The sequence below is a fragment of the Streptomyces griseosporeus genome (genome assembly GCF_014656055.1).
In the GTDB taxonomy this organism is placed as follows: Bacteria; Actinomycetota; Actinomycetes; order Streptomycetales; family Streptomycetaceae; genus Streptomyces; species Streptomyces griseosporeus.
This window is the reverse complement of sequence record NZ_BNBR01000001.1, coordinates 784,498-798,707: the sequence shown is the minus strand read 5'-3', so window position 1 is coordinate 798,707 and position 14,210 is coordinate 784,498. Positions and strand designations below refer to the sequence as shown.

At 73.6% G+C, this 14,210-nt stretch carries 12 protein-coding genes; 9 read left to right on the top strand and 3 right to left on the bottom strand.

Annotated features, from left to right (window positions below; genetic code table 11):
- Window positions 1–104: 104 nt before the first annotated feature.
- Window positions 105–1,040 carry a LysR family transcriptional regulator gene (locus tag IE308_RS03575; RefSeq protein WP_190216539.1) on the bottom strand — a complete coding sequence of 312 codons (936 nt, stop codon included), beginning with the start codon at window positions 1,038–1,040 and terminating at the stop codon, window positions 105–107.
- 125 nt (window positions 1,041–1,165) lie between these two features.
- Here IE308_RS03575 and IE308_RS03570 point away from each other — a divergent pair, with 125 nt between their 5' ends.
- Complete coding sequence (locus tag IE308_RS03570; RefSeq protein WP_190216538.1) at window positions 1,166–2,422, top strand: MFS transporter; 1,257 nt, start codon at window positions 1,166–1,168, stop codon at window positions 2,420–2,422.
- 45 nt (window positions 2,423–2,467) lie between these two features.
- Window positions 2,468–3,664: a MalY/PatB family protein gene (locus IE308_RS03565; protein WP_190216537.1), complete on the top strand. Its 1,197-nt coding sequence runs from the start codon at window positions 2,468–2,470 to the stop codon at window positions 3,662–3,664.
- A 60-nt stretch (window positions 3,665–3,724) separates the two neighbouring features.
- Here IE308_RS03565 and IE308_RS03560 read toward each other — a convergent pair whose 3' ends face one another.
- Both IE308_RS03560 and IE308_RS03555 read right to left on the bottom strand, forming a co-directional pair.
- Window positions 3,725–5,620: a rhamnogalacturonan lyase gene (locus IE308_RS03560; RefSeq protein WP_190216536.1), complete on the bottom strand. Its 1,896-nt coding sequence runs from the start codon at window positions 5,618–5,620 to the stop codon at window positions 3,725–3,727.
- Window positions 5,621–6,010: 390 nt separating this feature from the next.
- The gene (locus tag IE308_RS03555; RefSeq protein ID WP_229908760.1) at window positions 6,011–6,361 is read right to left on the bottom strand and encodes a hypothetical protein; all 351 of its coding nucleotides are present in this window, start codon (window positions 6,359–6,361) and stop codon (window positions 6,011–6,013) included.
- 132 nt (window positions 6,362–6,493) lie between these two features.
- Here IE308_RS03555 and IE308_RS03550 point away from each other — a divergent pair, with 132 nt between their 5' ends.
- From IE308_RS03550 to IE308_RS03520, 7 genes are all read left to right on the top strand, one after another.
- The gene (locus IE308_RS03550; RefSeq protein ID WP_229908686.1) at window positions 6,494–6,958 is read left to right on the top strand and encodes a hypothetical protein; all 465 of its coding nucleotides are present in this window, start codon (window positions 6,494–6,496) and stop codon (window positions 6,956–6,958) included.
- 86 nt (window positions 6,959–7,044) lie between these two features.
- The gene (locus IE308_RS03545) at window positions 7,045–7,779 is read left to right on the top strand and encodes a DUF6766 family protein (protein ID WP_190216535.1); all 735 of its coding nucleotides are present in this window, start codon (window positions 7,045–7,047) and stop codon (window positions 7,777–7,779) included.
- A 104-nt stretch (window positions 7,780–7,883) separates the two neighbouring features.
- Entirely contained in the window at window positions 7,884–9,401 is a 1,518-nt protein-coding gene (locus IE308_RS03540; RefSeq protein ID WP_229908685.1) for an esterase/lipase family protein, read from the top strand.
- Between the two features lie 55 nt (window positions 9,402–9,456).
- Window positions 9,457–9,990: a GNAT family N-acetyltransferase gene (locus IE308_RS03535; protein ID WP_190216534.1), complete on the top strand. Its 534-nt coding sequence runs from the start codon at window positions 9,457–9,459 to the stop codon at window positions 9,988–9,990.
- Between the two features lie 16 nt (window positions 9,991–10,006).
- Window positions 10,007–11,209: a universal stress protein gene (locus IE308_RS03530; protein WP_229908684.1), complete on the top strand. Its 1,203-nt coding sequence runs from the start codon at window positions 10,007–10,009 to the stop codon at window positions 11,207–11,209.
- 114 nt (window positions 11,210–11,323) lie between these two features.
- Window positions 11,324–13,714 (top strand): molybdopterin oxidoreductase family protein, encoded by a 2,391-nt coding sequence (locus tag IE308_RS03525; RefSeq protein WP_190216533.1) that lies wholly within the window; start codon window positions 11,324–11,326, stop codon window positions 13,712–13,714.
- On the top strand, window positions 13,711–14,205 hold the full coding sequence (locus IE308_RS03520; RefSeq protein ID WP_190216532.1) for a hypothetical protein: 495 nt from the start codon (window positions 13,711–13,713) through the stop codon (window positions 14,203–14,205). The genes IE308_RS03525 and IE308_RS03520 overlap by 4 nt, the downstream gene beginning before the upstream one ends.
- Window positions 14,206–14,210: the final 5 nt, after the last annotated feature.

Genomic DNA, 14,210 nt, shown 5'->3' with positions numbered 1-14,210 from the left:
GTCCTCCCGGGGCAGGAAAGCAGGTGGCATGTTCCGGGACGCCCGCTGCGGCGGGCCCGGGCAGGGGGGCACATGGGCCGGGCGGGCCCGTGCCGGCGTGCCGGTCAGCGCGGGATCACCCAGTCCGGTGTCCACGTCCCGGCCGTGTCCTGCCCCGCCGTCGCCGCCGTGAGGTGGGCGCGGAGCGTGGCCAGAGCCGGGTTTGGGTTGTCGCGGTGCCACAGGAGCGCGTGCGGGTACACCGGCGTCGGGTCCGTCACCGGGATCAGCCGCAGACCGTGGCCGGCCGGCCAGACCAGCCGGGTCCGCCCGCCCATGAACGTGGCCAGCGCCGGGGTGTCCGCGATGGTGTCGAGCAGCGCGTCGGAGCCGAAGTTGGGGCCGGTCGCCTCGATGGTGAGGCCGAACGCGGCGACGAGGTCGTCGTAGTACGCGCCCCACTCCGAGCCGGGGACGATGCCCGGCATCCAGATGCGGTGCCCGGCCAGCCCGTCCATGGTCACCGAGCGCGCCGAGGCCAGTGCGTGGCCCGGACCGGTGAGGAGCTGCAGCGGCTCGTCCAGCACCCGGACCGCCGCGATGTCCTCCGGCAGCGGCCGGCCGGGCGCCGCGACGGCGCGGAAGGACGCGTCGATCGTGCCGGAGCGGACGGCGGCGACGGCCGTCTCGATGTCGAGCAGCATCACCACGTCCAGGTCGATCTCCGGGTGGGCGCGGTGGAAGGCCCGCATCAGGCCGGTCGCGGCGCCCCGCGAGGCGATCACGTCCACGCGCAGCGGGCGGCGGCCCGCGCGCACCGACGTGGCCGCGCGCTCGGCGACGCGCAGCAGCTCGCGCGCGTGGGGCAGGAACGCCTGCCCGTCGATGCTCAGCCCGGAGCCGCGCGGGGTGCGGGTGAACAGCCGCACCCCGAGGGTGCGTTCCAGCGCGGCGACGCGCTTGGAGACGGCCTGCTGGGTGATCCCCAGCTCGGCGGCGGCCTCCTGGAACTGCCCCGCGTCGGCCACGGCGACGAAGGTGCGCACGGTTTCGAGATCCACGCCCCACACCTTAGGCACACAACCCGTGGTTGTGGCCCGGCCACCGTTCGGTTGTTTGATCCCTCGTCCGCGCCCTTGCTTTGATGCGGCGACATCGATGACCGGTTGTGCGGAGGGTGCGGAGCGTGGTGGCGAGACGATCTCTGGGGCGGCCGTTCGGCCGGCTGTGGGCGGCGTACGCGGTCAGCGCCTACGGCTCCGGGCTCGGCTTCGGCGCACTCCCGCTGACGGCCGTCCTGGTGGTGCACGCGAGCCCCGCCCAGGTGTCCGCGCTGTCCGCCGTGGGACCCGCGGTGGGCGCGCTGATCGCGGTGCCGCTCGCGCCGTGGGTGGAGCGCCGCCGCAAGCGGCAGGTGATGATCGGCATGGACCTGTGCCGCTTCGCGGCCATGGCGAGCGTCCCCGTCGCCCACGTCGCCGGCCGGCTCGGCTTCGCCCAGCTGCTCGTCGTCTCGGCCGTGGTCGCCGCGGCGAAGATCGCCTTCAACGCGGCGAGCGGCGCCTTCCTCAAGACCCTGCTGCCCCCACGGGACCTGCTGGTGGCCAACGCCCGGCTGGAGTCCACGAACTGGAGCTCCATCGCGGTCGGCCCGCCGCTGGGCGGCGCCGCGACCGGGGCGTTCGGACCGGTCGCCACCGTGCTGGCCGACGCGGTCAGCTACCTGCTCTCCGCGCTGGGCATCACCGCCGTCCGCGCCCGTGAGGAACCCCCACGGGAGGCCGGTGCCGCTCGGGCCGGGACCGGCGGTGCGCTCGACGGCTGGCGGCACCTGCTCGCCCATCCCGGCCTGCGCGCGCTCTGGCTCAACAACATGCTCGTCGCCGGACTGATCATGGCCACCGAGCCGCTGCTCGCCGTGCTCCTGCTCCGCGACCTCGGCTTCCCGCCCTGGCAGTACGGCCTCGCCTTCGCCGCCCCCTGCCTCGGCGGACTCGTCGGCTCCCGGCTGGCCCGCCGGGTCGTCGCCCGGTACGGCCGGCACCGCGTCCTGCGGACCGCCGGCACACTGCGGGCCGTCTGGCTGATCGGCCTCGCCCTCACCCCGCCGGGCACCGCCGGACTCGTCACCGTGATCGCCGTCGAGCTGGCGATCATCGTCCACATGAGCCTGTACACCCCCGTCCTCGCCACGTACCGGCTCGAACAGACCCCGCAGCACCGCGTCGCCCGGACCCTGACGGCCTGGTCGATCGGCCAGCAGACGGCCATCGCCGTGCTCACCGCGCTCGCCGGCCTCCTCGCCGACGCCACCAGTCCCCGCACGGCCCTCACCGTCGCCGGGCTGCTGATCCTCGCGACCCCGCTGCTGCTGCCCCGCCGCGAGAGCCTCGCACCGGCGGCCGAGGGGGCGACGGCACCGGCCGGGTCGGGCGCCGGGTGACCGCGGCCCGGTGCCCCTGAGCCCGTCACCGTCTACCGTGCAGTCATGGACCGGACGACACATGACGTACCGGCGCGGGACGGCGCCGACCCGCTCTGCCAGCTCTCCCTGGAGCAGTTGCGCCGGCGCACGAGCGTGAAGTGGCGGACCTATCCCGAGGACGTGCTGCCGCTGTGGGTCGCCGAGATGGACGTGCCGCTCGCCGAGCCGGTGGCACGGGCGATCACCGACGCGGTGGCGCTCGGCGACACCGGCTATCCGGCCGGGACGGCCTACGCCGAGGCACTGGCCGGGTTTGCCCGGGAGCGGTGGGGCTGGGACGGGCCGGCCGTGGAGCGTACGGCGATCGTGCCGGACGTGATGATGGGCGTCGTCGAGATGATCAAGCTGGTGTCCGGGCCGGACGACCCGGTCGTCGTCAACTGCCCGGTCTACCCGCCCTTCTACCAGTTCGTAGGGAGCATGGGCCGGCCCGTCGTCGAGGCGCCGCTCGCTGCGGACGGACGGATCGACTTCACCGCCCTGGAGAAGGCCTTCCACAACGTCGCACGGACCGCCGGTCAGGGGACCGGCCGGCCGGTGTACCTGCTGTGCAGCCCGCACAACCCGACCGGCGCCGTGCACACCGCCGCCGAACTCACCGAGGTGGCCCGGCTGTCGCGGACCTACGGCGTGCGCGTGGTGGCCGACGAGATCCACGCCCCGATCGTGGCCGCCGGTGTCTCCTTCGTGCCGTATCTGAGCGTGCCCGGCGCGGAGGACGGGCTGTCGCTGATGTCGGCGTCCAAGGCGTGGAACCTGGCAGGGGTCAAGGCCGCGCTCGCCGTCGCCGGGCCCGAGGCGGCCGGTGACCTGGCGCGGCTGCCCGAGGAGGTGAGCGACGGGCCCAGCCACCTCGGGGTCATCGCCCACACCGCGGCCCTCAGGGAGGGCGGCGACTGGCTCGACGCGCTGCTGGCCGGTCTCGACGCCAACCGCCGTCTGCTGTCCCGGCTGCTGGCCGAGCACCTGCCGGCCGTCCGCTGCACACCCGCCCAGGGCACCTACCTGGCCTGGCTCGACTGCCGTGACCTGGGACTCGGCGACGACCCGGCGGAGGTGTTCCTGCACCGCGGCCGGGTCGCGCTGAGCTCCGGGCTGCCCTTCGGCACCGGAGGCGCGGGCTTCGTCCGGATGAACCTGGCCACCTCACCGGAGCTGATCACCGAGGCGGTCCGCCGGATGGCCGCCGCCACGGCCTGACCGGCGGACCGGTGGATCAGGCGGACCGGAGATCGCAGCGCACGAGCAGCGGACCGTGGCTCACGGCGTGTAGACGGTGGGCCGGGGAGCCGTCGCCATGCCGGAGCCGATGAAGAAGCTCGGGTGCGGCGGCTGGTTGTAGGCGGTGTTCTGCCACGCGAGCGCGGTGCGGTACTGCGTGTCGTGCAGCAGCGTGGTGATCCGGGTGCCGGTCTGGTACGGCGTCGCGTAGATCCGCAGGGCCCGGTTGTCGGTGGTCGGCCAGACCACCTCCTCCCGCCAGTCGCCGAGGATGTCCCCGGACAGCGAGGGGGTCGCCTTGGTGGAGTTGTTCGAGTGGACCCCCGAGCCGGTCAGCACCCGGGTGTCGGCGGAGGTGCCGTACTTGTCGATGTGCGTGCCGTCGAGGAGTTCCCGGACGGTGTCACCGTCCCACCAGGACAGGAAGTTGGTGCTGGAGGGCTTGCGGCCGGACACGACCGTCCCCTTCGGGTCGCGGACGCCGCTCTCGGCCGACGACCAGGACTCGGCGCCCGCGCTGCCGGACCAGATGTCTCCGGAGACGCCGCGGCCGTTGTCGCCGTTGGCCGGTGTGGACCAGAGGATCTGCCCGGTGCGCGCGTCGGCCATCCAGGAGGAGGGCTTGGAGGAGTCCTCGTCGACCTTGAACTCCTCCAGGCCCGGCCGGGACGGGTCCAGATCGCCCACGTGCATCGCGTCGCCGTGGCCGTTGCGCGTGGTCCACAGGCCGGCGCCGTTGTCGTCGACCGCCATCGAGCCGTAGACGATCTCGTCCCGGCCGTCGCTGTCGACGTCCGCGACCGACAGCTGGTGGTTGCCCTGACTGTCGTACCCCTTGCCGCTGTTGGTGGAGGAGTTGGTGTCGAAGGTCCAGCGCCGGGTGAACTGTCCGCCCCGCCAGTCCCAGGCGGCGATGACGGTACGGGTGTAGTAGCCGCGCGCCATGACCAGGGAGGGCCGGGAGCCGTCGAGGTAGGCGGTGCCCGCGAGGAAGCGGTCGACGCGGTTGCCGTAGGAGTCGCCCCAGGAGGAGACCGTGCCGCGGGCCGGGACGTAGTCGACGCTCTGCATCGCCTTGCCGGTGCGCCCGTCGAACATGGTCAGGTACTCCGGGCCCGACAGCACATAACCGCTCGAATTCCGGTAGTCCGCCGAGGAGTTGCCGATCACCGCGCCCGTGCCGTCCCGGGTGCCGTCGGCCGTCTTCATGGCGACCTCGGCGCGGCCGTCGCCGTCGTAGTCGTAGACCTGGAACTGGGTGTAGTGGGCGCCGGAGCGTATGTTGCGGCCCAGGTCGACGCGCCACAGCCGGGTGCCGTCCAGCTCGATGCCGTCCACGATCGTGTTGCCGGTGTAGCCGGACTGGGAGTTGTCCTTGGCGTTGGTCGGCTGCCACTTCAGCACGAACTCCAGCCGCCCGTCGCCGTCGAGATCGCCGACGGAGGCGTCGTTGGCCTCGTAGGTGTACGCCACCCCGTCCGGGGTCGTACCGCCGGCCGGCGGGCTGAGCGGCACGTCCAGGTAGCCCGCCCGGAACTGCAACGCGTGCTCGGAGGCGGCCTGTTCGGCGCCGTTGACGACCGCGCGCACCGTGTAGTCCGCCGAGTCCGGGGCGCCGGAGTCGAAGTAGGTGGTCGACGCGGTGACGGGCGTGGAGGTGAGCTTGGTGCTGCCCCGGTAGACGTGGAACGCCACGTTGTCCGGGTCGGTGGCCAGCCACCGCCAGGAGACCAGGTTGCCACTGCTGGTGTGGACGCTGGTCAGCCCCCGGTCCAGGCGTTCCACCTGCCGGGCGGTGGCGGCCTGTGCGGACTGCGGCAGCCCCGCGAGCGCGGAGACGGCCAGCGCTGCGGCGACCGAGGTGCCGCCGATCACCCGGCGTCGTGTTCTCCGAGGCGGCGCGGGGGTGCGGGGGAGTCTGTGTGCGTCGGTCACGATGACCTCCGGTGTGTGGGGGTGAGCGACCGCGCGCGGGGGGACGGACGTGCGTGCGGGTGGCGGTGCGCTCAGGAAGATGAGGCAGATGAGGCAGATGTGGGAACGCTCCCACGGCGTGTGAGGGTAAGGAGGTGCTGATGCGTCGTCAAGGATTCTGTCCGACTTCGATGTTCGGCAATGTTCGGATCCGTGACTTCGCCCGTCTCGTCTGAGGGGCACTCAGGACGCGGGGGTCGGGCGCCGATCTACGGGTGACTGCCGAACGGCACGCGGACGGCCGCCGCGTGCAGGGGAACGGGACGTGAGGCGTGAACGTTCCCAGAGCGGAAGCAGGAGCAAGGGCGACAGCGGAAGGGTGCCGAGGGGGGAGGCACCCCGGGGCGGGCGTCAGGCCGCCGCCGCGAACGCCGTGCTCGTGATGGCCGTGTCCGTGCGGGCGTGGATGACCAGACGGACACCGCTGCCCTCCGCGCGAGCCTCAAGGGCCCGGCGGGCGGGCGCGCTGCCGGTGGCCACCGACATCAGGATCCGCAGCCTGCTGCACAGGCGGTGCACGCGCAGGACGACGCCGAGCGCGGCACCGGCAGCCGCCGGGGCCTCCAGGACGATGACGACCGGAGCCGGCCGGTGCGCGTACACCAGATCGCTGATCCGCGTCAGCAGCAGTGCCTTCCCGCACCGACCGGGGTCGTCGTGCACCGTGATGACCAGCACTCCGTTTTCGAGCGAATGGGACATCAGCACGGCTTTCGCCTTCTTCCGTCACGAGGTGTCGGTGCCGCGAGTACCCCGGGCCCGGCCCCCGAAGCAGCCCCGCCCGAGCGGTGGCACGACGGGTGGACCGCGGGAGAGGGGGTACTCGCCCTGTCCATGAGAGACCGGCAGCCCGGCCCGGCCCCGGAGCATCCGGGGGCCGGGATCCGACGACGCGGCCGGGCCGCGGCCGTCGCGGCGGCGGCGCTGGCGGTGCTGGTCACCGTCGGCTCCTGCGGCACACCGTCGGAGCGCCGCGACCAGGTCACCGCGCAGGCCGTCCGGTTCGAGCGGGCCCTGGACGCGGGACGCGACGGCGACCTGTGCGCCGCCCTCGCGCCGTCCACCCTGGAAGAGGTCGAGCAGTCGGCCAAGAGCCGCTGCGCGCAGGCCATGGGCGACGAGGACCTGCCGCACGCGGGCGCCGTACGGAACGTGGACGTCTACGGCGACCAGGCCCGCGTGGTGATGGAGCACGACACCCTGTTCCTGGCGCACTTCCCCGGGGGCTGGAAGGTGACCGCCGCCGGGTGCCGGCCCCGTCCGCAGCAGCCGTACCAGTGTGAGATCAAGGGCGGGTGACAGGCCGTGAGGACGATGTTCGTGAGCACGCTGCTGGTGGTGGCCCTCGGTCTGGCCTACTTCACGGCGCTGGGGCTGTTGCGGCGATGAGCGGCACGGGCGGCACCCCGGCGCACCGCGAGGACACCGCCCCGGCCGCGGGGCGCGTACGGCGGTTCCTCCGCCAGAACAGCCTGGGCCTGTTCTTCCTCGTCACGTTCCTGCTCGCCCTCGCGGGCCAGGCCGTCGCCGGGCACGCGCGGTTCAACGACGAGCTGCGCGGCGACGGCATGGCCCCCATCAGCTTCGGCGCCTATCTGACCACCTCGGACTTCGCCGTCGACGTCACCGAGAACTGGCAGTCGGAGTACCTGCAGTTCTTCCTCTACATCTTCGCCACCGTCTGGCTGCTGCAACGCGGATCGCCCGAGTCCAAGGAACTCGGCAAGGCGGGTCCCGAGTCGGACGAGGAGCAGATGACCGGCGCGCACGCCCGGGCGGACTCCCCGCGCTGGGCGGCCGCCGGCGACTGGCGCGGACTGCTCTACTCCCGCTCGCTCGGCCTGGTCATGGGCGCGATCTTCCTGCTGTCCTGGCTCGCCCAGTCCGTCACGGGCGTCGCCGCCCACAACGAGGAGCAGCTGCGCGGCCTCGAAGCTCCCACCAGCTGGGCCGGCTACCTCTCCTCCGCGGACTTCTGGAGTCGCACCCTGCAGAACTGGCAGTCCGAGCTGCTCGCCGTCGCCTCCATGGCCGTACTCAGCATCTATCTGCGCCAGCGCGGCTCCCCGGAGTCCAAACCCGTCGGCGCCTCCCACGACGCCACCGGCGTCGAGGGCTGACGACGTCACCCCACCACACAGGTCACCGCCGTCACCGGCTCGGGCTATCCCCCCGGGCGCCCGCTCCCGTTTGCCTGTACCCAGGAAACGTCGACCCCGGGCGTATGGGAGGCCACACGATGGACGGCGACCGCAGACTTCCCCTCGTGTACGTCCGGGGCTTCGCCGGCGGCACCCGCGCTATCGACCGCGCGGTGGACGACCCCTTCTACGGCTTCAACGAGGGCTCCACCCACATCCGCATCGGCGCGTTCAACCAGCCCGTCTTCCACCAGTTCGAGAGCCCGCTGCTGCGCCTGCTGCGCGAGGAGGGCTACGACCTGCTCGTCAAGGGCAGCCAGGAGGCCTATCTCGCCGGCCACGACGAGATCCCGGCCGCAACCGTCTGGATCCACCGCTTCTACGACCGCTCCGCCAGCACCTGGGGCTCCCCGCCGCAGGAATACGTGCTGGAACAGGCCGCCGCCGACCTGCTCGACCTCATCGACCGGCTGCGCGAGAAGACCGGGGCGCCCGCCGTCCATCTCGTCGCGCACTCCATGGGCGGGCTGATCTGCCGCTGCCTGCTCCAGAAGATCCTGCCCGACCGGGGCCGCACCGCCACCGACTGCGTCGCCAAGCTGTTCACGTACGGCACCCCGCACGGCGGCATCGCCTTCGAGGCCGGCGGCGGATGGCTGGAACGCATCCGGGACACCTTCGGCATCGAGGGCGCCGACATCTTCGGCCCCCGGCGGATGTACGAGTACCTCACCCCGCAGGCCCTACGGAACCCCGACGGGCCACCCGCCGACTGGGACCCCCGGGAGATGCCCCAGGACCCGGGAGCCCTGCCCCTGGAGCGGATCTTCTGCCTGGTGGGCACCGACCCCACGGACTACGACGTCGCCTTCGGCCTGTCCGCCGCCGCCGTCGGCGCGCGCAGCGACGGGCTCGTGCAGATCGACCGGGCGTACGTGCCCGGCGCCCACCGCGCCTTTGTGCACCGCAGCCACAGCGGCCGCTACGGCATGGTCAACTCCGAGGAGGGCTACCAGAACCTGCGCCGGTTCCTCTTCGGGGACACCCGCATCGAGGCGTGCCTGGCCGACTACCGGCTCCCCGACGACGAGGACCTGGTCTGGCAGGCCGAGGTCCGGCTGTCGGTGCGCGGGCTGCCCGTCGTCATGCACGAACGGCTCGCCGAGCACTGGTGCCCCGTCCAGCTCGACCCGCCCGTCGAGGGGCAGCAGGCGTGGAAGCAGCTGGCGACCACCTTCCTCAACAGCGGTCTGCGGGCGTCGTCGGACGAGCCCATGCGGTTCATCCTCGACCTGCGGCTGCTGTCCCTGCGCGAGCACCACGGCTTCCTGAACCTCGGCGACCACATCGAGCAGAGCGCCGACTTCGCCGACACCCTGGTCATCGACGTCGGCCCGCCGGACGCCGGCCCCGGCATCTGGGCCACCTGGAACTCCGACATCGAGGGCGCGATCCGCGACCACCGGCCGGCCGGGGCACCCTGTTCCGACGAGGACCCCGCCCCCGGCCGCTGGGTCGCGCACATCCCGCTCCCGCCCACGGCCCGCAAACTCGTCGGCCCGGACGCGCGCATCCGGATCGTCGCCACCCCCTGGGACTGAGGGACACCGGCCCACTCGTTGGACACGGCGACGCGCGACGACCGATGATCTGCGCATGATCCGCCCCGCCACTCAGGACGACGTCGCCGACATCCGCGCGATGATCCGCGAACTCGCCGCCTACGAACGCGCCGCCGACCAGGCCCGCGCCACCGACGACCAGCTCCGCGAGGCGCTGTTCGGCGACCACCCCGCGGCCCACGCCCTGATCGCCGAGGACGACACCACCGGGGACACCGTGGGCTACGCCCTGTGGTTCCCCCGCTTCTCCACCTGGACCGGCACCCGCGGAATGCACCTGGAGGACCTCTACGTACGGCCCTCCGCCCGCGGCGGCGGCCACGGCAAGGCCCTCCTCGCCGCGCTCGCCGCCCTGTGCGTGCGCCAGGGCTACGAGCGGTTCGAGTGGTGGGTCCTGGACTGGAACGACCCGGCGATCGGCTTCTACAAGTCCCTCGGCGCGGACCTGCTCCAGGAGTGGACGGTGTGCCGCCTGACGGGCGAACCCCTGACCCGTCTCGCCGCGCAGTCCGAGGTGTCGGGCACGTCGCTTCGGGAGACTCGGGGGGAGGACGCACACACCAGGTGACCCGGGAGGTGCCGTCATGAGCAGGTCCGTCGTCGCCGGTGTGGACGGCTCGCCCGAAGGGCTCACCGCGGCCGACTGGGCGGCCCGGGAGGCCCTGCGCCGCGGGCTGCCGCTGCGGCTCGTGCACGCCTGGGAGGCGGGCCTGCCCGAGGGCGCCCCCGAGACCGGCCCGTCCGGGCTGCGGGCCCCGCAGCAGCACGCCCGTCAGGTCCTGCAGCGGGCGCTCGCCCGGCTCGGTGAGCGGTACCCGCGGCTCGACGTCACCGCGGAGCAGGTGCCCAGGGCCCCCGTCGCCGCGCTGCTCGCCGAGGCCGCAGACGCCGATCTGCTGGTCATCGGCAGCCAGGGGCCGAGCGGCCTGGGCGGTTTCCTGTCCGGGGCGGTGGCGCTGGCCACCGTCGCCCGGATCGCGCGGCCGGTCGTCCTCGTACGGGCCGGTCTGACCGCCGAGGCCGAGCACCTGCCGGGCGACGACGGCACCCCGTCCGAGCACACCCCCTACCGCGATGTCGCGGTCGCCGTGGACGTCGACGCCCCGCCCGCCGACGAGGTGCTGGACTTCGCTTTCCGCGCCGCCGCGCTGCGGAACGCCCCGCTGCGTGCCGTGCACGCCTGGCACATGCCGTTCTCCCACCGCCTGCCCGACGCCGAGCAGCGCGCCCGCGCCCGGGAGGCGGCCGAGAACCGGCTGAGCGACCTGCTCGCCCCCTGGCAGCGCGAGTACCCCGGGGTCGTCGTCCGGGAGAACCTGCACGAGGGACGCCCGGCCCATGTGCTGGTCCGGGCCGCGGGCGGAGCCGGACTGCTCGTCGTCGGCAACCGCAGGAAGCCGGGTCCGGCGGCCTCGCGCGGCGACGCCGCCGGCACACGCACCGACGCGTCGGGCACCGGCACCGACGCGTCCGGCACCGGCACCGACGCGCCCGGCACCAGCACCGGCCAGGTCGCCCTCGGGACCGGCAGCAGCCCGGTCGGCGCCGGCGCCGGCCCGGCCGGCACACCCACCGGCGCCGCCGAAGACCGCACCGCCCCGTCCGGCGGCGCCCGCACCGCCCTGTCCGACCCCCGCATCGGCCCAGGTGACGCCGGCGCACCGGCCGGCGCCCCCACCGCCCCCGTCGACACCCGTATCCGCCCGGCCCCCACCCGCACCACCCCGGTCGCCCACGCCCTCATCCACCACGTGCGCTGCCCCGTCGCCCTGGTGCCGCACAACTGACGGCGGCGCGATGGGCGGTGACCGCGTGGGCCGCCCGGGTGAGGCCGTGCAAGGGTTGCCGTCCGCGGGGTACCCGGCGGGCCATCGACCGACCCGCCCGGCGGAGGTGACACCGTGGCCGAGACGCCCGACCGCGTCCAGGACCCCTGGGGCGCCCGTACCCCTTACGCACCCGGCACGCCGTGGCCGGCCCGCACCGACCTGCATCTCGCCCCCGGCGTCACCGAGGACCAGGTGGAGCGCTGGGTGCCCGCCGCCTCCGTGCTGCACTCCAACGGCGACGCCATGGACATCGCCGTACGGCAGGGACGTATCGTCGGCGTGCGGGGGCGCGCCGGGGACCGTGTCAACCGGGGACGGCTCGGCCCCAAGGACCTGTACGGCTGGCAGGCGAACGCCTCCCAGGACCGGCTCACCCGGCCGATGATCCGCGAGGACGGCCGGCTGCGGGAGTGCGACTGGGACACCGCCATGGGGCGGATCGTCGACCGCTCCCGGCAGCTCCTCGACGAGTCCGGGCCGGGCGCCTTCGGCTTCTACACCACGGGTCAGCTCCTGCTGGAGGAGTACTACACGCTGGCCGTGCTGGCCCGGGCCGGCATCGGCACCCACCACCTCGACGGCAACACCCGCCTGTGCACCGCCACCGCCGCCGAGGCGCTGAAGGAGACCTTCGGCTGCGACGGACAGCCCGGCTCCTACGAGGACATCGACCACGCCGACACCATCGCCCTGTTCGGCCACAACATGGCCGAGACGCAGACCGTGCTGTGGGCGCGGGTCCTGGACCGGCTGGCCGGCCCGAACCCGCCGCGGCTGCTGTGCGTCGACCCGCGCGTCACGCCGGTGGCCCGGCGCGCCGAGGTCCACCTCGCGCCCCGTCCCGGCACCAACGTGGCCCTGCTCAACGCGCTGCTGCACGAGGTCATCCGCGGCGGCCGCATCGACCGGGACTACATCGAGCGGAACACCGTCGGCTTCGAGGAACTGGCCGCCGCGGTCGAGTCGTGCACCCCGCGCTGGGCCGCCGCCATCTGTGACGTGCCGGCCGCGGCCATCGAGCGGGCCGGGGAACTCCTCGGCGGCGCCGAGCGGCTGCTGTCGACGGTCCTGCAGGGCGTCTACCAGTCCCACCAGGCCACCGCCGCCGCCGTCCAGGTCAACAACCTGCACCTGATCCGCGGCATGCTGGGCCGCCCCGGCTGCGGGCTGCTCCAGATGAACGGCCAGCCCAGCGCCGAGAACACCCGCGAGTGCGGCGCCGACGGCGACCTGCCCGGCTTCCGCAACTGGCAGAACGACACGCACGTCGAGGAGCTGGCCCGGCTGTGGAACGTGCCGCCCGAGCGGATCCCGCACTACGCGCCGCCCACCCACGCGATGCAGATCTTCCGCTACGCCGAGCAGGGCAGCATCCGCATGCTGTGGATCAGCGGCACCAACCCGGCCGTGTCCCTGCCCGAGCTGGCCCGCATCCGGTCGGTCCTCGCGCAGGAGCGGCTGTTCGTGGTGGTGCAGGACCTGTTCCTCACCGAGACCGCGCAGCTCGCCGACGTCGTCCTGCCCGCCGCGGCCTGGGGCGAGAAGACGGGCGTCCTCACCAACGCCGACCGCACCGTGCACCTGATCGAGAAGGCCGTCGAACCACCCGGCGAGGCCCGCCCCGACCTGGACATCTTCCTGGACTACGCGGCCCGCATGGACTTCCGCGACCAGGACGACGGCCCGCTGATCCGCTGGCACGACCCCAAGTCGGCGTTCGAGGCCTGGCAGAAGTGCAGCGCCGGCCGGCCCTGCGACTACACCGGCATCACCTACGAGCGGCTGCGCGAGGGCGGCATCCAGTGGCCGTGCACCCCCGACCGCCCCGAGGGCACGCCCCGGCTGTACACCGACGGCATCGCGTACGCCCACCCCGACACCTGCGAGAGCTACGGCAAGGACATGGTGACCGGGGCGGGTGTGGAGCCCGTGGAGTACCGCTCCCTCAACCCGGACGGCAAGGCCGTGCTGAAGGCGGCCGAGTACCTGCCGCCGCACGAGGACACCTCGCCGGAGCATCCGCTGCTGCTGATCACCGGCCGTACCGTGTACCACTTCCACACCCGCACCAAGACCGGCCGGGTGCCCGAGCTGAACGCCGCCGCGCCCGATGTGTGGGCCGAGTTGTCCCCGGAGGAGGCCGCACGCCAGGGCCTTTCGGACGGCGACCTGATCGAGGTGCGCACCCCGCGCGGCGCGGTGCGGGCCCGGCTGCGGACCACCGCGATGCGCGACGGGACGGTGTTCCTGCCCTTCCACTACGGCTACTGGGACACCCCCGCCGGACACAGGCCCGCCGACGACGGCGCCGGCCGGGCCGCCAACGAGGCCACCATCACCGACTGGGACCCGGTCTCCAAACAGCCCCTGTTCAAGACCTGCGCGGCCCGCGTCACCCTGATCGCACGCCGCGAGAGCACACCGCGCAGCCAGTCCACGACGCCCGCCGGGAGCCGTACATGACCGGGATCACCACGACCCTGAAGGAACTGCACCGGGGGGAGCGCGACCTGGAGCACGATCTGCTGGCCGCGGCCGAACGCCACCGCGCCGACCACGAGTTCCACCACGTCGCCACCGATGTGGCCCGCTGGTCCCGCGAGCACACCCGGCGCCTCGCCGAGGCGGGCCGCGCCTACGGCCTCGACCTCGGCGGCCCCGCGGACAACCCGACGCCCGGGGCGCTGGCGGCGCTGCGCGAGAAGGCCGCCGAGGCGCTGGGCCGCCGCCCCGAGGCGGGGCTGCTCCTGCTGCACGACCTGCGGGAGCTGCACCTGGCCGCCACCCGCAACTCGCTGCACTGGGAGATGCTCGCGCAGGCCGCCCAGGCGGCCCGCGACGAACGGCTCCTCGAACTGGCCTCCGTCTGCCACCCGCGGACACTGCGGCAGATCCGCTGGACGAACACCATGCTCAAGGAGCTGTCGCCGCAGCTGCTGCTGACGGTGCGTTGAGCCTC